The sequence below is a fragment of the Anaplasma marginale str. Florida genome (assembly GCF_000020305.1).
Taxonomy (GTDB): domain Bacteria; phylum Pseudomonadota; class Alphaproteobacteria; order Rickettsiales; family Anaplasmataceae; genus Anaplasma; species Anaplasma marginale.
The window spans coordinates 552,512-568,868 of the sequence record NC_012026.1 but is presented as its reverse complement, the minus strand read 5'-3'; the positions used below and the strand labels follow the sequence as shown (position 1 = coordinate 568,868).

Annotated in this window: 13 protein-coding genes and 1 pseudogene; 7 read left to right on the top strand and 7 right to left on the bottom strand. The window is 47.1% G+C overall.

From position 1 onward, the window contains the following. Positions 1-26: 26 nt before the first annotated feature. Both AMF_RS07430 and AMF_RS07425 read right to left on the bottom strand, forming a co-directional pair. Positions 27-1,877, bottom strand: coding sequence for a hypothetical protein (locus tag AMF_RS07430; protein ID WP_010264583.1), 1,851 nt, complete (start codon positions 1,875-1,877; stop codon positions 27-29). A 435-nt stretch (positions 1,878-2,312) separates the two neighbouring features. Next, a complete protein-coding gene (locus tag AMF_RS07425) occupies positions 2,313-2,951 on the bottom strand; it encodes a hypothetical protein (RefSeq protein WP_010264575.1) in 639 nt (212 codons plus the stop codon). A gap of 401 nt (positions 2,952-3,352) precedes the next feature. Between AMF_RS07425 and AMF_RS07420 the strand changes: the two genes are divergently transcribed. Then, positions 3,353-4,897 (top strand): YifB family Mg chelatase-like AAA ATPase, encoded by a 1,545-nt coding sequence (locus AMF_RS07420; protein WP_012658958.1) that lies wholly within the window; start codon positions 3,353-3,355, stop codon positions 4,895-4,897. A gap of 36 nt (positions 4,898-4,933) precedes the next feature. On the opposite strand, the gene dnaQ is transcribed toward AMF_RS07420, so the two are convergent. Genes dnaQ through AMF_RS07405 form a run of 3 tightly spaced genes read right to left on the bottom strand, consistent with a single transcriptional unit; the run spans position 4,934 to position 7,323 of the window. Beyond that, positions 4,934-5,632, bottom strand: coding sequence for a DNA polymerase III subunit epsilon (gene dnaQ, locus AMF_RS07415; protein ID WP_010264567.1), 699 nt, complete (start codon positions 5,630-5,632; stop codon positions 4,934-4,936). Beyond that, the gene (nuoE, locus tag AMF_RS07410; protein WP_010267635.1) at positions 5,622-6,131 is read right to left on the bottom strand and encodes an NADH-quinone oxidoreductase subunit NuoE; all 510 of its coding nucleotides are present in this window, start codon (positions 6,129-6,131) and stop codon (positions 5,622-5,624) included. The genes dnaQ and nuoE overlap by 11 nt, the downstream gene beginning before the upstream one ends. A 4-nt stretch (positions 6,132-6,135) precedes the next feature. Next, the gene (locus AMF_RS07405) at positions 6,136-7,323 is read right to left on the bottom strand and encodes an NADH-quinone oxidoreductase subunit D (RefSeq protein WP_029209802.1); all 1,188 of its coding nucleotides are present in this window, start codon (positions 7,321-7,323) and stop codon (positions 6,136-6,138) included. A gap of 303 nt (positions 7,324-7,626) precedes the next feature. Here AMF_RS07405 and AMF_RS07400 point away from each other — a divergent pair, with 303 nt between their 5' ends. The 6 genes from AMF_RS07400 (at position 7,627) to AMF_RS07375 (ending at position 14,256) form a co-directional block, all read left to right on the top strand. Then, a complete protein-coding gene (locus AMF_RS07400) occupies positions 7,627-8,490 on the top strand; it encodes a F0F1 ATP synthase subunit gamma (protein ID WP_010267630.1) in 864 nt (287 codons plus the stop codon). Between the two features lie 6 nt (positions 8,491-8,496). Then, positions 8,497-9,093: a GTP cyclohydrolase I gene (folE, locus tag AMF_RS07395; protein WP_012658956.1), complete on the top strand. Its 597-nt coding sequence runs from the start codon at positions 8,497-8,499 to the stop codon at positions 9,091-9,093. A 9-nt stretch (positions 9,094-9,102) separates the two neighbouring features. Then, positions 9,103-10,437 (top strand): TldD/PmbA family protein, encoded by a 1,335-nt coding sequence (locus AMF_RS07390; RefSeq protein WP_012658955.1) that lies wholly within the window; start codon positions 9,103-9,105, stop codon positions 10,435-10,437. Positions 10,438-10,515: 78 nt separating this feature from the next. Further along, positions 10,516-11,538 (top strand): NAD(P)/FAD-dependent oxidoreductase, encoded by a 1,023-nt coding sequence (locus tag AMF_RS07385; protein ID WP_012658954.1) that lies wholly within the window; start codon positions 10,516-10,518, stop codon positions 11,536-11,538. Positions 11,539-11,757: 219 nt separating this feature from the next. Further along, on the top strand, positions 11,758-13,554 hold the full coding sequence (locus tag AMF_RS07380) for a hypothetical protein (protein ID WP_225318134.1): 1,797 nt from the start codon (positions 11,758-11,760) through the stop codon (positions 13,552-13,554). Positions 13,555-13,686: 132 nt separating this feature from the next. Continuing rightward, the gene (locus tag AMF_RS07375) at positions 13,687-14,256 is read left to right on the top strand and encodes a hypothetical protein (protein ID WP_010267621.1); all 570 of its coding nucleotides are present in this window, start codon (positions 13,687-13,689) and stop codon (positions 14,254-14,256) included. Between the two features lie 187 nt (positions 14,257-14,443). Here the strand turns inward: AMF_RS07375 and mraW are convergent. Together mraW and AMF_RS07370 are read right to left on the bottom strand one after the other, a co-directional pair. Next, positions 14,444-14,689, bottom strand: a pseudogene (mraW, locus tag AMF_RS10245) (16S rRNA (cytosine(1402)-N(4))-methyltransferase); the annotation flags it as partial. Positions 14,690-14,783: 94 nt separating this feature from the next. Continuing rightward, a complete protein-coding gene (locus AMF_RS07370) occupies positions 14,784-16,304 on the bottom strand; it encodes a hypothetical protein (protein WP_010267620.1) in 1,521 nt (506 codons plus the stop codon). Positions 16,305-16,357 lie beyond the last annotated feature (53 nt).

Here is a 16,357-nt window from a genome sequence, read left to right as displayed (position 1 = left end):
CTGCTATGCTGCTTGAGTGCTGCTCTCTACGCGCCGATTGAGTTGTTTCCTATGCTGGTACCGCACTCTATAGTGACCGGTATTATGTAGTCGCTTTTTCCCGCAATCCGCCTGACGCCGCTGTTGCACTCATTCTGGTCTATATCTGCTGCCTCGCCCCCTTCATTTTCAGGACGGCATACAAGCCCAGATTCTCCCTCTGCTGCCGCGTGTTCGCTCTCAACGCGTTTCTTCTTGCAATGGGTAAACCTTGCCGCACACCCTATCACTATGCTTACCACAATAAGCCCAATACCTCCAATGAGGAAGCTGTGGTTTGTTGTGGGCGTGGTGACGTACAGCGAATGGTAGCATATCGCACCTATGCCACCCGCAACTGCCAACAGGGAAGCCACGTAACCTGCGTATATCAGCACAGTGCCAACTTTTCTAGATGCGCTTTGCACCCTCTTTTCAGCTACGGAACGGGTTACGTCATATCCCCGCTGTTTAATCAAGAACCTGCGAAAATGTTCGTGAGTGTCCGAAAAACTTGACTGCATCAGGAAGTCAGTCAAGTACTTATAATCTGGGCTCTCGACGAATTTTTGCATAAATTTGAGGCGCGCGTCTATGTCGGCAGCCACTCCCATAGCCATGGTATAGACATTTGCGTTGCCATTGGGGTCTCTACATACTGCGTCGTTTATGTAGTACGCTATACTCTCGCGCATCTTGATATCCCGCATTATTGCGTTCAGGTGTTTGATGACCACAGCGATTTCACTGTAAGACAATGGGAACTTGCAGGATTCACGTGCGTTGTGATTTTTAATCATCAAGTCCACCAAGCTTCTCCCTGCAGGGCTCGCAAGAATGCCCTCGCTTATGTCCCCAAAGCTTGCCGCTTTCATGACGGGGAATGAAAAAGTACGCGCGAACGCATAGGCAATGCTTCCATCTTCAAAGAGAATCGCCTCCACATTGCACGAAGAGATCTTCAGGTGCATGTTCAACAGCATTGATGCAGCAGCGAGCGTATTGGCGTTAACCTTGGCACGCTTGCGCATCCGCACGCCTATCACCAGGTTTACAAGGTGGTGCCACAAGTTACAATCTGAAACGGCGTCTCGCACCGCATCCACGTCGATTGCAAGAGCAAAATCCCTGCTAGACTCTCCGACGTTACTAAACTTATGATGTGACGAAAGCCTTGGGTCAAAGTTAGATAAGAAACCCAGCAATTGGGCAATCTCGGCCGCGTTATCTATGATGGATTCTTGATCCAGTATATGAGTTAGGTTACTCAACTTTTCAGAGACTACATCGCACGCCTTGCTTGAAAACACTTTATACGCAAAGCATTCTAGCTCAGCAGGTGTTGACGACTGAACCGCGGATAAGAAGGAGTTGCGAAATATGGCATATATCTTATCCCACCGTACAGTGCATCTATCGCCCGAACATTTTCTTGTCTTCTTCAGTTGTGCAGCTGCACGGTGAAGTTTTACTACAGCTTCAACAACTGCCGAACTGTTACCAGAACCCGCGCTCAGTGAGAAAAGCAGGTCATTAACGTGCTCAGGCATAAACGCAACAATAGAGAAGGTATACCTGCATAGCGACTCAAGCCCTGCTTCACATTGCACGTTGTGTGTTACGGTGTTACGGGCGCACATGTCCCGCAACTTTTCGTAGCTAATGGTTTTACCTGCCGCACTTACGGAAAACAGGTACCGGAAGCCCCTGGCCCTTCTCTGCGTCTTTAGTTGGTACCTATGAGCTCGTCCCTGAAATAGCGCGAATAGTATGGCCCTCACTACTGCTTCGTTTACAACACGAAAATCCGCCTCGGGGCCTATTGCTGCATCCGCGATGCTTTTTATGATGTTTCTCATATTGGTAGGACAGGTTACTCACATACGACAGGTTGTGCCTATGGCTAGCGCAACTTAACTCTACAGTAAGCTGTGGGCAAAGCACACACACGTCACATTTTAGCATAAAACTGCCTGCTAGTCAAAGTATAGATACTATATATGGTATTTACGTGCTCTAGGCTTATCAGCATAAATAACAAAAACACCGCTTTCATAGAGTAGATAAGGCACATACCCGTTTTAGATATTTTGCTGCGCTCATTACAAATGTTGTATTTGAGGAATTTTCAGTGAGCTGTGGATGTCTGAGGATGAATTTAATCTTCATAAAATAGGGAAGAGGCGCACTTTCACTTCACAGTGGGCGATGATGCCACCAGCATTTCTATTGGCCAGTGCGCCGTGTTTCCTCATTTGGTAGGATTCTGGATTATTGGTGCGTAATATACATCTCTATACGGCAAATTCCACTCCCACTACGTACTTTGAAACTCCCTTGTAGTCTTCTAGGGAAAAACTCACAGGTGATACCGACTGTAAGTGTGTAACATACTGCAGCCCGGCATATATACTGGTGATTCCGCCAACCTTATATGTAAATCCGCCCATGAAGCGCACTGGCATGGTGCCTTGGTCAACCTTTTCGCCGCCGATACTGGCACCCAGGCTAAACCCCAGATTTTGTACCAAAAGCAGGCCATTGGTTCCCCATCTCGCTTCTGCATACAAGGATGAGTAGTCACCTATACGCTTCTTCATCTCTGCAAAGTTGTAACTATGCACAAGCTGTTCTGAGCGGTATGCATATCCGACCTCTGCTGAGAAATTGCCGAGCTTTTTTGTGGTAACTACGTACCTCACCCCGGCAAGCGCGCTGTAGCTTCTGGCGTTTTGTGTGGCAACATCATCGGTTTTTTGGGATTGTAGAGGAAATCTCTCCCCTTCACTGTACATGCCTAGACGTATGCCTAAATCTGCGGTCGCAGATCCTTCACCGCTCTCTGTAGCGGATGCAGACATGCACGGTAGTGCTATGGTCGTGAGCGCAGCATAGCAGAAAAGCCGCGCCCGCCTTGTTATGTAAGATGTCATAGATATACTCTCGAAAAAGGTACGCTGTAAAACGTCGGCAATAATTCTAAATGCTCATTCATACAAAGGGCTACTAACAATTTTATAGAGTGTAATTATTTAACTAGAATAGTAAAAATATTTTCATATTTTTGCGCGGAAAATGCAGCCTCACGCACCAAATAAATACCCATATTATTGTAGCAATATCCGCAATGATGGCCATTATACATAATAATCATATATTCGGTAGTGCCAATTTAACCAACGAATGTAGTAGTGTTTGTCTAAAATTACATAATTGGAGGTTAGCAATTGCGCTGTTGGGCGTATAGTATACAAATATCTTAATATATTAATATTTTTACTAGCAACTTACACTGCCTTTGCTAAAATGGTGGGTTTGTTGGGCCTTTGTTACAATGTTTGCAGATGTGCACACAGTGGCGTTTGTTGGGGTATGTACGGTAGATGTTGTAGTGCAAGTGCATGTGGCAGGGGGCCTTCCGGCGTTTAATATTGTAGGCATGCCAGATAAGGTTGTTGCGGAATCTCGGGATAGAATACGTGCAGCATTATCCTCGGTAAAAGCCCCTATGCCACCTAAGAGGATTACCGTTAATTTGTCGCCAGCAGGGTTTTCTAAAGAAGGGAGCCATTATGACTTGCCAATAGCTTTGGGCATATTGAGCGCTACAGGAGCGCTGAGACAACCTGAAAAGCTTGCTTCATACATTGTTCTTGGTGAGCTTGCGCTGGATGGCAGAATCACGCCTGTATCTGGCGTTTTGGCTGCTATGCTGAATGCAAGAAAGCTGCACAAGGGGGTTGTATGCCCACATGGCAATATGACGGAAGCCAAGCTGGTTTGTGATATCCCGGTATTGGGCCCAAAGCACCTATCGTCACTGGTAGACTATTTTAATGAAGTTGAGGGCGCAGCAGGGGTATTTGCTCACCATGATTTACCTGTCTATGAGGAGCCGCACGCTGGTGGCCGTCTTGCCCAGGTGATGCCTGACATGCAAGATGTGCGGGGGCATTCTGTGGCGAAGCGTGCTATGGAGATTGCAGCTGCTGGGGGCCATAACATTTTAATGATAGGTCCGCCTGGGTCTGGTAAATCCATGATAGCCAAGAGGTTAATAGGCATACTTCCAGATTTAGATGCACAAGAGGTGCTAGAAATTAATGTTATTTCTAGCATAATGCATAAGGGTATGCGCCACCTTGTGGCTTCCAGACCATTTCGTGAGCCACACAGCTCCGCCTCACTTGCCTCAATGGTTGGTGGGGGCAGGCAAGCTTTACCTGGGGAAATAACTTTAGCGCATAATGGGGTGTTATTTCTCGATGAACTGCCCGAATTTTCTAAGTCCGTACTGGAATCCCTAAGGCAGCCTCTGGAAGATAGGCAAGTAGTTATATCAAGAGCCAATGCCCACATAACCTATCCCGCGAACTTTCAACTTGTAGCTGCGATGAATCCGTGCCGATGCGGATACATTAATGACTCGGGCAGAAAATGTGCCAGGGCACCCAGATGTGGTGCGGAGTACCAAGGGAGAATTTCTGGGCCGATTATGAGTAGGATAGACATCAAAGTGGAAGTAGAAAATGTCAGTATGTTTGCCCAGAAAACTTGTGATAATTCTACAAGCTCTGCGTCAATGAAGGCACGGGTAACTGGGGCCAGGTCTATACAGGCGGCCAGATATGGTGACATGCGGAAGAACAATGCGATGCTAACTGCAGGTGAAGTTGAAAAATTTATAACGCGTAGAATGAGCGATGCGGCGGGTAAACTGTTGGCCAAGGTGCTCGATATCGGGCGCTTGTCAAACAGAGATGCCTCGAAAATCTTAAAGGTCGCCAGGACAATCGCAGACCTGGCAGTGTGCGGGGAGGTTGCGGAGAATCACGTGGCAGAGGCCGTAAGCTTTTCTGACTATCACTGCGGAAGGTAGTACCCAAAGCTGCAGTAGCCGGTGGCGTACGTGTGGTCAGTCACTCGTCTTTAGGTACATATTCCATATAGGGTCTTTCATCTTGCTGATGGACTCCGCGTGTAGCTTGAGCTCCAGGTCGCTTATGGTAAACGCACGTGGAGCCTGCAATACTGGCTTGGATGCTTTGCTTGCTCTAGTCGATTGGGTGAGGTCTCCACTCACAAAACCCAGGGACCTCTGTATTCCGCCGCACAACTCAACGTAAACTCTCGCCAGAAGAGTTGCGTCTTTCAATGCTCCGTGGAACCTACGGCTACTAGTTGAAATGTCAAATCTCTTGCACAGGGCATCCAGGCTTGCTGGCATGCCGGGGAACTTTCTGCGGGCCACCTCGAGCGTGTCCACAACGGGGTTGTACAGCTTCGTCTTGCCTATGCGCTCCATTTCTGTCTCAATAAATTTGAGATCGAACCCGGCATTGTGGATCACTAGCACGCTATCTTGCACAAAATTGAGAAACTGGTCTGCCATCTCGGCAAACTTCGGCATATTTTTTACCATGTCGGTTGTGATGCCGTGAATTTTTGTTGCTGCAATGGGGATATCACGCTCTGGGTTGATGTACTTGTGAAAAACCTGGCCCGTCATTACAAAATCGACCAGCTCCACGCAGCCAATCTCTATTATTCTATCACCCGACGCTGCATCCAGACCTGTGGTTTCAGTGTCTAAAACTATCTCTCTAGTTCTCACTGTGTTTGAGCTTGTGTAGAATCTCTCCCATCTTTTCGGAATCCAAGTCCTCGTAGTAGTCCTCGTTTATTTGCACGACCGGGGCATTAACGCAAGCCCCGAGGCATTCAACCTCTCTGAGCGTGAAGAGGTTATCTTTTGTGCTCTCATCAACATCAATCTTAAGCGCTTTCTTGCAAGTATTTAATATATCACTTCCCCCGCGCAGCCAGCAGGGAGTTGTGCGACAGACCTGCACTAAGTATTTCCCCACCGGAGCGGTGTTGTACATAGAGTAAAACTCAACAACCTCCCGAACATGAACTGGACGCATGCCCAGAAGATCGGCTATGTAGCCTATGGCTGACTGCGGTATAAACCCCCCAGCTTGGCTTTGCACTAGATGCAACAGTGGCATCACTGCGCTGGACTTCCGATCGTCCGGATAATGGCTGATATACTTGCGGGCCTCCTCCAAGTTTTCGGGTGTAAACTCAAATTTCTCCGAACTTTGATCCATAACCCTACCTGTCTATTTCTCCAAATACGATGTCTAGTGACCCTATGATTGCGGTAAGATCAGCCAACATGTGCCCCCTAGCCATTGCATCTATTGCTTGTAAATGAGCGAAACCCGGCGCCCTTATCCTGCACCTGTAAGGCCTATTGGTGCCATCCGATACTATATAGACCCCAAACTCGCCCTTAGGTGCCTCCACCGCAACGTATGCCTCACCTTTGGCGACTTTATAACCCTCAGAAAACAGCTTGAAGTGGTGAATCAGCGCTTCCATGGAGTATTTTAGCTCTTCCCTTCTAGGTGGAGCGATTTTGCGATCGTCGGTCTTCACCGGCCCTTCAGGTATGCCGTTTAGACATTGTCTGATGATCGAGATGGACTCACGCATCTCGGCCATTCGCACCAGGTATCTATCATAACAGTCACCATTGCTACCTACGGGCACTTTGAAATCTAAGGTTTCGTATATCTCGTATGGCTGGCTCTTTCTCAGATCCCAAGGTATTCCACACGCCCTTAACATGGGGCCGGAAAACCCCCAGTCTAGCGCCTGCGCCTTTGACACTACGCCTATGTCAACATTGCGCTGCTTCCATATGCTATTTTCGGTCAACAAACCGTCTACGTCGTCAAGGAGCTTAGGGAAGCTCTCCGTAAACGCGTGTATGTCATCCAGTAGGCCATCAGGCACGTCCGCCGCAATTCCCCCCGGCCTTATGTATGCGGCATGAAACCTGGCTCCAGAGGCCCTCTCATAGAAGGAGAGCAGTCTTTCCCGTTCCTCAAACATCCACAAAAGTGGAGTTGTGGCGCCTGTATCGAGCGCCTGGCTAGAGACATTGAGCAGATGGTTGAGGACCCTTGTGAGCTCACAAAAAATCACTCTAATGTATTTTGCTCTTGGTGGAACAACGCACTGCAGCAGCTTTTCTACACACAAAGAATAGGCGTGCTCTTGTGACATTGGGGAGACATAGTCGAGGCGATCAAAATACGGAAGCGCTTGTAGGTACGTTTTATACTCTATAAGCTTCTCAGTGCCTCTATGAAGCAAGCCTATGTGTGGGTCAATCCTCTCGATAACCTCGCCGCTCATCTCCAAGATCAAGCGCATAACCCCGTGAGCAGCTGGATGCTGCGGCCCAAAGTTCAGGGTCATCGGCTTGATTCGACTGCTGCGGGTGTCAGACATTGGGAGCAAGCAAAGAACAAGGGTAAGTATCTCTCAATCTATACGGATGTCAAGCCCAAATTCTTCATGTTAGACGACTCATAAACAGGAAGCTGGGCTTTTGTAACGCGCATCTCGTTGTGCACAAGCATGTGTATGCTTATTGTCTGCAACAAGGCTGCTATGTCGGCTCATACACATATTTCAATCTACGCAATAGGCATTATCGGGTTTTTCTGTACCGTTTTTATTTTGGAATTGCTTTTAGAGCTTGTACGACGGCCAAAAAACAATATACTTGCAGCGTGACAGTCTGGTGTGTCTATGGCCAATCTCAAAGCTCTTGCGCTAAGGATAAGGAGTGTTAGGTCTATACAAAAGACAACCAGGGTCATGCAGATGATTTCCGCTTCCAAGTTCCGCATAGCTAGGGAAGGCCTTGTCTGCGCTCGCGACTATTGCAGTGCCATAGCCAAGGAGGATAGCGAGCATCGATACCTAGCGGAGGCCGGCGGGGCGTCTGGAGTTCTACTGGTGGTGTTTTCGTCTGATAAAGGGCTGTGTGGAGGCTTTAACCACTCGGTTGCTAAGTTTCTGCGCGAATATGTTTCATCCATGGCCTCCTCCAGCGGTGGGGAGAGGCTAAGCTTTCTGTTTGTGGGAAAAAAGGCGCACGAGTTGGTTGGCTGCGCGAATGTACAGGCTTTTGGTGAAGTTGTGGGGGTCATACCTCAACCAAGAGGTATTGGCTTTCTGAATTTTAAAAGTATGCTTTATAGCCTGGGTGTGGATTTTTCCGCCTACAGCCGGGTGGTTGCGCTTTACAGTAGATTTTACAGTTCCGCGCGGCAGGAGCCGACCGCTGAAGATGTTTTGATAGTTGATAGTGCGAAAGAAAGCACTGAAGGCCGTGAAGCCAGCACGGAAGAGGTCATGTGCAATTATGATCCCAACTCTTCGTCTGTGCGCAAGAAGTTATACATAAACAGCTTCATAGGCAAGCTATACCTCGCAATGTGCGAGAGCTTGGTTTGTGAGCATTGCTCCCGTATGGTTGCCATGGAATCTGCTAACTCTAACACGAAAAGTATGTTGAATCGCCTACTGTTAGACTATAACCGTTCAAGACAAGCCTCAATTACCACTGACTTGATAGAGATAGTCAGTGGATGTGAAGCTTTGGGCTAGCCTGCCATGCATAAGGATTTAGCCCGCAAGCCTTCCGATAAAGACGCCAAAGAGGCGATTGAAGTTCTGATACGATGGATTGATGATTCTCCTGACAGGGAAGGTCTGTCCCTAGCGGCGGGTAGGGTTTTGAATGCCTATAAGGAGTCTTTTCAGGGATATGCGCTCGAATCATCGCATGACTTTCGCAATTCTGTATTTGCTAACGAAGGCTACTCCGATATGATACTGCTACGGGGGGTGAACTTTTCTTCTACGTGTGAGCATCATATGTCTCCGATGGCTGGGGTAGTGAATATTTCATACATTCCCAAGGCCACTGTAATTGGGGTTGGTACTGTAGTTAGGGTGGTAGACATATTTGCCAAGCGTTTGCAGGTGCAAGAGCGTATGACCGTCCAAATCGCGCAATTTTTGAGTGAACTCCTAAAGCCTGCGGGTGTCGCGGTGCTGATTGAGGCAAAGCACTGGTGTGCAAAATACTTGGGAGGAGAGGCTGTTAGTGATCTCAAATTGCAGACTAGCTGCATGTTAGGTGAATTTCAGAACAATCAGAATGTGCGCAGCGAGTTTTTCTGTAGAATAGGGTATAAATTTTCTTAGGAGCATGCTTTGAATACCCGAGAGATTACCGATGAAGTCATCAAAGTTGTCCGGTCTAGAGGTGTGGCGTGGGAGATAATAGTCTGCGCAGGTGAGTCCACAGCTGTTTCTCAGCGTTTGCTCAAACACGAAGAAACTACGTACTCTAAAGATTGCAAGATAGGCTTACGAGTCATAATTGACGGTAAGCGGTGTTCCTGTGTTTCCTTTAATGACCCAAGTAAAATTTCTGAACTAGTGGATGCTGCAATTGCAATAGCGTCATCCATGCCTGAAGATCCATACATTTCTATCAGCGATGTAAGCGGCGAGTATCGCGAAGATATAAGCAGTATGCTGTTGTTTGATGACTCAATAGTTGAGGTCTCAAGGATTTGCGAAATACTCAACATTATGGAAGATGCAGCGCTTTCTTATGATGGTAAGATAGTAAATTCCGAAGGTGCATCTTTTTCTCGCTCGAACAGTGAAATGGTGCTTGCCACTTCCAACGGGTTTATGGGCTCGTACAAACGGTCTTGTTTTTCTACTTCTGTATCTGTCGTATCCTCCGATGGCGGGAAGATGGAAGTGGATTATAGCTTTTCTGTAAAGAATCGCTTTGCTGACCTGGAAAAGCCGGAAATTTTGGGTAAAGACGCAGCTGCCAGGGCGTTCAGAAGGCTTAATGCACGTGAGATGAAAACCTGCAAGGTTCCCGTATTGTTTGAAAACCGGGTAGCGTCCGCCTTTTTAAAAAGTTTTGCTGCGGCGATTAACGGCAGCGCAGTAGCTGATAAAACGTCATTTCTTGTTGATAGCATTGGTGGCAATATTTTTCGCGGCGATATTGATATTGTCGATGATCCTCTAATGCCCGGTGGGCTCTCCACAAGGCCATTCGATGGGGAAGGGGTTGGCAGTCGTAGGAATAACGTGGTTGAAGGTGGGGTCCTAAAAAGTTGGCTGCTAGACATGCGTACTGCAAAACAACTCGGATTGCATACTACAGGTAGCGCAATAAGATGCAGTAATGCCTCGGTGAGCCCGGGGGTTAGCAACTTTTATATCAAGGGCAGTGATACCTCCCCTGAGTTGTTGATGTCAGACATCAAAGAAGGTGTGTACATAACTGATCTTTTCGGTTCTGGGGTCAATCTGACAACCGGGGATTATAGCCAGGGCGCCTTTGGTTTTATGATTGAAAATGGCCAGCTCACGCATCCGGTGCACGGCATAACGGTGGCTGGGAATTTGCGAGATATGTTTGCTGGCATGCGCGCGGCAAATGATTTGTCGTTTTTGCGATCTGTCAATTCCCCAACTTTGAGGTTCGACAATATGGTAGTTTCTGGAGTTAGCTAGTGCCGCATCTTACCCATCTTCGGGAGCGCATCACCCAGCACCTTAGAAGTGGTACGTTTGACGGGTAAATTTTAGGAGGTGATTGGCGTGAAAATACACGCTACTAGCGATGTGGCTATTATTGGGGCCGGTCCGGTCGGGCTTTTTACTGTTTTTCAGGCAGGAATGCTTGGGATGAGTGCTTGCGTCATCGATGCCCTAAGTGAGGTGGGGGGGCAATGTGCAGTGCTGTACCCAGAAAAACCGATATATGACATACCAGCGTATCCCGTAACCTTGGCTAGGGATTTGGTGAATAATCTGAAACGACAGGCTGACCCGTTCAAGCCTACCTACCTGCTGGGGCACACTGCGGAACAAGTACTAGAGGAAGGAGAACACTTCGTTGTTGTAACAGATAAAAAAGTGGGGGTGCGCTGCAGAGCAATTGTAATTGCCGCCGGTTCCGGGGGGTTTGGCCCCAATCGTCCCCCTTTAGACGGCATTACAGAATATGAAGATAAGTCCGTTTTTTATCACGTAAGTGATGTATCAAGATTTCGCGGCAAGCGAGTAGTAATTGCGGGGGGAGGGGACTCTGCAGCAGATTGGGCGGTAAGCCTATCTGAGGTTGCGGATTCAGTACATGTAATACACCGTAGGCACTCATTTCGCTGTGCTCCCAATACTCTACGTAACTTGGAAAGTCTTGCTGAGCGAGGACAGATCAAGTTGTTGGTCCCATACCAACTTGCTGGGCTTGCAGGCAGCGATGGAATGCTAAATGGGGTTATTATTAGGAATATATCCTCTAAAGAAGAAACCCGCATAGATGCGGATTTTCTATTACCGTTTTTTGGAATTTCAGCAAAACTCGGGCCGATTGCCAATTGGGGTCTCGGAGTTGAGAGTTTTTATATACCGATAGACCAGTCTACATGCAGAACTGCACGCACAAGGATATATGCCGTAGGAGATGTGGCGCACTACCAAGGCAAGCTAAAGCTGATATTGGTAGGGTTTTCTGAATCTGCGCTTGCGTGCCATGACATATATAAAGTATTGTTCCCCGAAACTCCGCTAAACTTCCAATACTCAACTTCAAAAAAAATGCCTTGCTAATTACCGACGCCGCCACGGAAAACGCGTGGTAATTGCTGGGTGAGATGTTGCACACTTATTAAATAGTTAAACAATTATTACCCAAGACCAAAGTTGGCATATATTTCTTTTTTAAACACACAAATGCCCGACAAAATTTCCATATCCTAGCGAGTAGTGCGATAGTGCCCGCGCAATCTGTGGGGGTGCTATCTTGGCCAGTGGATGGAGGGGGTGAATATGGAAGGACAAATAGCAAATTCAGGTGCGTTGGTAAACTCTGAAGAAGCAAGGCGAAGCAACCTATCTTCGTCGTGGAGAGATGGGATATTATGCGCTGTGAGTGCTTTGCTCGCAGTATTTGCGGTTTGTGTGGTGATAAGCGCAGCGTGTGTGGGTATCGCCCAATGGCGTGCTCCCGCGGTCATGCGGGGTACTGCCGCGCTTGTGTGCGGTTTGGCGTTGGGAATTTCCATGATGGTATTTGCAGTATACCGCATGACTGGCTGCTGTGATCCGGCCTTGCTCTTGAAGATAAATTCTTCAGTTGGCGATAGGTCAATATCGCGCTTTCGGGATATTTTTTCCCCGAAGGGTTGGAAGGGGATGCTCAGAAGTGGCACCAAGCTGACTTTTATGTCTCAACGTTATTCATGGTACGTTGTTAAAAAAGGAGTGTTCCCGCACGCGGTGTGTGTGGCCCCTAACGATGATACAACCGCGGCAATTAGGCTTTCTGGAAGTTATATCACGAATAGGTTTGGTAGCTATCAGCAATTCAAGGATGTTGTGAAAAGAGCCGAAAGTGTAGCGATTGTCTTTCCAAAGCAAAAATCTGCGCCCCCGGTTTTGATATTCAGGTGTCATATCAGCACCAGGGCAGACATACTCAGGATTATGTCCGGCTGCAGCGCGTTATCAAGCGGTTTTGGCAGCACGTTTTTTGCCAATTATGTTTGCATATACAAACATCTACTTCTCGCCTCTTCCGTAGAGCAAGTAGACAGCCGTTGTTGTAAAATGTTGTCAGTATCTTGGGAGATGCAATCACTTTCGCATAGGGAGGTCGTCAATGTGCTCACAGACGTTGCGTACAACAAGGGGTTGTTTCTCACCGTGTCAAAGTTTTGGGACAAAAACTCCGGCAACTGTAGCGCTGATGAAGTGAAGATGATGAGCACTCTACTAACACTTGCAACAAGCACGAAGCTGCGCACCAAATTAGGTTTAATCGGGGAAAGTAACCACTTAAAGGATAATTTGAACTTGCTTGCTCTAGCATATGCATTGCTGCCCGAAAAAAGCAGATGCTTTGTCGACGGAGCAGTAGACGGGGCAATCCTGAGAGGGCGACTTGGTGATTTTTTAAGAAAGCGTCCGGAAATAAAATATGTTGCGGCATGCATGGATTATACTATTGGTGGCATGTTATGTCAGAGATTTCAAGATGCTGGATACACCCATAGTAGGTGTTTTCGGATTTTTGGTTTGTTATTTCACTCTTCTACCACAACTCAGCAGATGGCAGAATTGTATGAAGGTGATCTAGAAGTATGTATGTCGGCGTTTTATGACTTTCCGATGCTTATGCACTGTGCTGCATACTCATTCATGGCACGGCGGTTTACGGCGGAGACGGGAATGGATCTGCAAGACGCTATACGCGCACACAATACTCTCAGGATAGACCATGAGCGCGACGGCGGAGTGACGAAAAGAGCTGCATCCATGCTATACCACATGTGTAATGCGTTAGGATTTCGGTTTTTGACTCATGACGCATTATCAGCAGTGATTGCAACATCGGTTCTACGTCTTTACGGAGATACACTGGAAAATGCCCGTATGGGGGAGGTTTTGCGCGAATATAATTGCCAAGCGGAGGTCCCCGCACTATATAATTGGCGCCACGCTGACATGGTAGCTGGGCATCAGTACGAAGCTATTGCAGGGCTTACTTCGTTATCACAGAAGTGCCAAATTCAAGAGCAGGCACCATTTGAGGTCCAAGTGCCGGGTGGCAGAGCAATCCGATAGTGTGTATATCCAGATAAATTGCAATTTTAGCACTATATTGTGTATACATAATTTTTATATCTGATATGTTGTAATAATGCAGCTATATAAACGCTGCGGTATACATCGACGTGGACGAATTATGGAGGATATATGCGTGGGCGATACTATGAGACCGTATATGAGGAAAGTTGTAGCGTCCCTATGTCGGAGATACTTCCCATAGTGCGCGAAGCGTCTCTTGCCCTGAGTTGCGTATTTTTTATTGGTATGGCAATATCTGCCGCACTGTTTTACAGTGAGATTGCTCATGACGTTACCAGGCTGTGCATTATAGCTTGTGCCGCCGGTGCAGGGTTGTGCGCATTGGTCGCTTGCCTAACCACGCTCGCTACCGTTGTTTCTAGGGCCTGCGATAAGCATTGCTTGCGCGGAGACAATGATTCGTCATGTAGTAGCACGGAAAATGTTTTTAGATCTGTTTCAGGCTCTTCCTCTTCTTCTTATATACAATACCCTTCTTCCTCGCAAGACTCTTCCGTGGAGCAAGCACGTGCTCGCAGTGTGAATGAGCAAAGCCCACTTGTTGCAGATGATGCCCCGACTGCTGTGTCCCAGACATGTAGAATGCGGAAGGAGAGTGAGCGAAAGGTTATAGTCATCAGTGCCACACCTGCAGTGAGCCAAGAGCGCTATTCTAGTAGTGAGTCAAGTGGTAGATGATAGCCTGGAAATCACCTGCCCGTGAATTGGGCGGAAAAATTTGCCCACTGCGGCGTCTCTGTAAATAAGGTAGTGCAGACACATGCTGTTCGCAATGATGATACGTCATCCTCAGATATGGACGCCTATGCTCTGTGTAGCCGCCGTATGCGTGGGCGAGGTATATAATCACCGAAGAATACGCTGTCAGAGAATGAAAAGACGTCACCAAGATTTTACCACCTATCTTCAACACCTCAGCTGCTGTTTCAAGACCAGCTTGCAGTTCTTCCAGTTCGTTATTTACCCATATTCTAATTGCTTGAAACGTTCTTGTGGCTGGATCTATAGGATGTACACGACTTCTTGGAACTGCAGACCTGATTATTGTTGCTAAATCTCCAGTATTGTTAATCCTGCACTTCCTACGTGCATCTATTATCGCCCGGGTGAGAGGGGCCCATAAGGGTAGGGTATGCCAGCGAAGCGGAGGTGGCGAGCTGCAGCGATGGACAAACCCAACACGCGGAGGGGTTCTAATTGATGTGTTACCTAAAGCCCCGTAATGGGTATTTTATGTAGTCTGATAGTGGGGCCTCTATTGTTCGATCGCATGATTCATCCGGTTCATCAATCTCATAGCATAATTCATAGTCTTCTGCGTCGGCATCTTTGGACTCAAATTTTCCGAGTTTTATCCTGATTTTGCAGAGTCGCGCGGTAACTTTCTGCGTTATACCGGTTATATCATCCACAAATAGCCCTCTGTATTTTCTGCACAACTTGTACCGCGCATGCTCGATTATGGCATGCAAATCATCTGTGGAGATACCCTCTTGTTTTGCAAAGTCATAGACGGCTTTGTAGGCGTAACTATCTGCGGTTTTAGGATCGTCGCAATCCGCAGTGCGTTGCAGCCGTTTATTGTGGTGTTTTCTACAAATTTCTATGTACCTGTGTATGGCCTTCATTCTTGGTGCCAGGGTTCTGTAGGATGCAATATGTGTTTTGAGAAAAGCGTTTGTTGTCTGATTAACTCTATCTGGATAGCATGCGATTATGTCCTCTATGCCCGGGTTTATGGCGGATTTGTATGCATCATGGCTTAGGGCTTCATGCAAATTTTCATACTCACATGCTCTTGCTTTCACAAGTGTGAGAATATCCGACTCCAATGATTTAAATTGATCTTCCCCTAGGTGGGTGAGCCTGACAGACGGGTGCTTTGTCGTGCTTGACGATGTGCCTGAAAGTTCCGGTTTAGATTGCGTTATTTCAAAATTAATGCGTACTAGCTTTTCTAGGGCTTTACTCATGGCCATGGCCGAGCTTTTTTGCAATATGTTGCCAAAGTTATGTATCAGATACATGGCTTTTTCTCTATTTGCGGGGAAATGCTCCTCAGAGAGATATTTTGCCAATAGTATTTGGAGAAAAGATTGCCTTCTAAGCTTCATTTCAAGAGCTTTTCTGATGTAGTCATGAGCGTTGCGGACCCGACAAAGCGGTATATACTCCTCGTATCTTTTAGACCTGATATCCAATAGTAGGCTGTTTTTACCTCTCAAGCAGGGAAAATCAGCTTCCACAGAGCTTTTTTTGTTATTTCCAGATATGCACACCGTCATTTGAGGGGTGTCAGAGTTGGTGGCATACTCCCAGCTGTGACCGTAGCTTTGTATATCTATTGCCCTTATGGCGCGGCTCTTTTTGCCTTGGATACTAATTGTAGGCCTGCTCAATTCGGCAACCATCGCATATTGTCCGTCCTCATCTCGCGCATTTTTGGCAGCTATAGAGATTTTTGTAATCGATGCTTCTGCAAATGTGACTACTCCCTTTTTCGCGTTTTCGGCAAAAAAAATTTGTATGTTATCGCGGAAGAATTTTCTTTTCTGTTGTATAAGGCACGCTGCGGCCATACAAGAGACGCAAACACATAGAGCGCGTTTTTTATCATTATGTACTTTTATTATGCCTATGGTTGCCGCTGCTGCAACTGCTGCGAGTAGCAATTCGCGGACTGGTAACGCGCTTTGAGGAGCTCCTCTTGTATCGAGCAAATTCATATTGGTTGCCTATAAGCCATTTAGCTGAGTACACTAATGGCTAATTCTGAATT

What these genes read in the sequence shown, in the direction of transcription:
- nuoE (WP_010267635.1), bottom strand. Translation starts at nt 6,131, where the DNA reads ATGGATCAAAGTTCGGAGAAATTTGAGTTTACACCCGAAAACTTGGAG.
- AMF_RS07430 (WP_010264583.1), bottom strand. Translation starts at nt 1,877, where the DNA reads ATGAGAAACATCATAAAAAGCATCGCGGATGCAGCAATAGGCCCCGAG.
- folE (WP_012658956.1), top strand. Translation starts at nt 8,497, where the DNA reads ATGCATAAGGATTTAGCCCGCAAGCCTTCCGATAAAGACGCCAAAGAG.
- AMF_RS07400 (WP_010267630.1), top strand. Translation starts at nt 7,627, where the DNA reads ATGGCCAATCTCAAAGCTCTTGCGCTAAGGATAAGGAGTGTTAGGTCT.
- AMF_RS07405 (WP_029209802.1), bottom strand. Translation starts at nt 7,323, where the DNA reads ATGTCTGACACCCGCAGCAGTCGAATCAAGCCGATGACCCTGAACTTT.
- AMF_RS07420 (WP_012658958.1), top strand. Translation starts at nt 3,353, where the DNA reads ATGTTTGCAGATGTGCACACAGTGGCGTTTGTTGGGGTATGTACGGTA.
- AMF_RS07375 (WP_010267621.1), top strand. Translation starts at nt 13,687, where the DNA reads ATGCGTGGGCGATACTATGAGACCGTATATGAGGAAAGTTGTAGCGTC.
- AMF_RS07380 (WP_225318134.1), top strand. Translation starts at nt 11,758, where the DNA reads ATGGAAGGACAAATAGCAAATTCAGGTGCGTTGGTAAACTCTGAAGAA.
- AMF_RS07370 (WP_010267620.1), bottom strand. Translation starts at nt 16,304, where the DNA reads ATGAATTTGCTCGATACAAGAGGAGCTCCTCAAAGCGCGTTACCAGTC.
- AMF_RS07425 (WP_010264575.1), bottom strand. Translation starts at nt 2,951, where the DNA reads ATGACATCTTACATAACAAGGCGGGCGCGGCTTTTCTGCTATGCTGCG.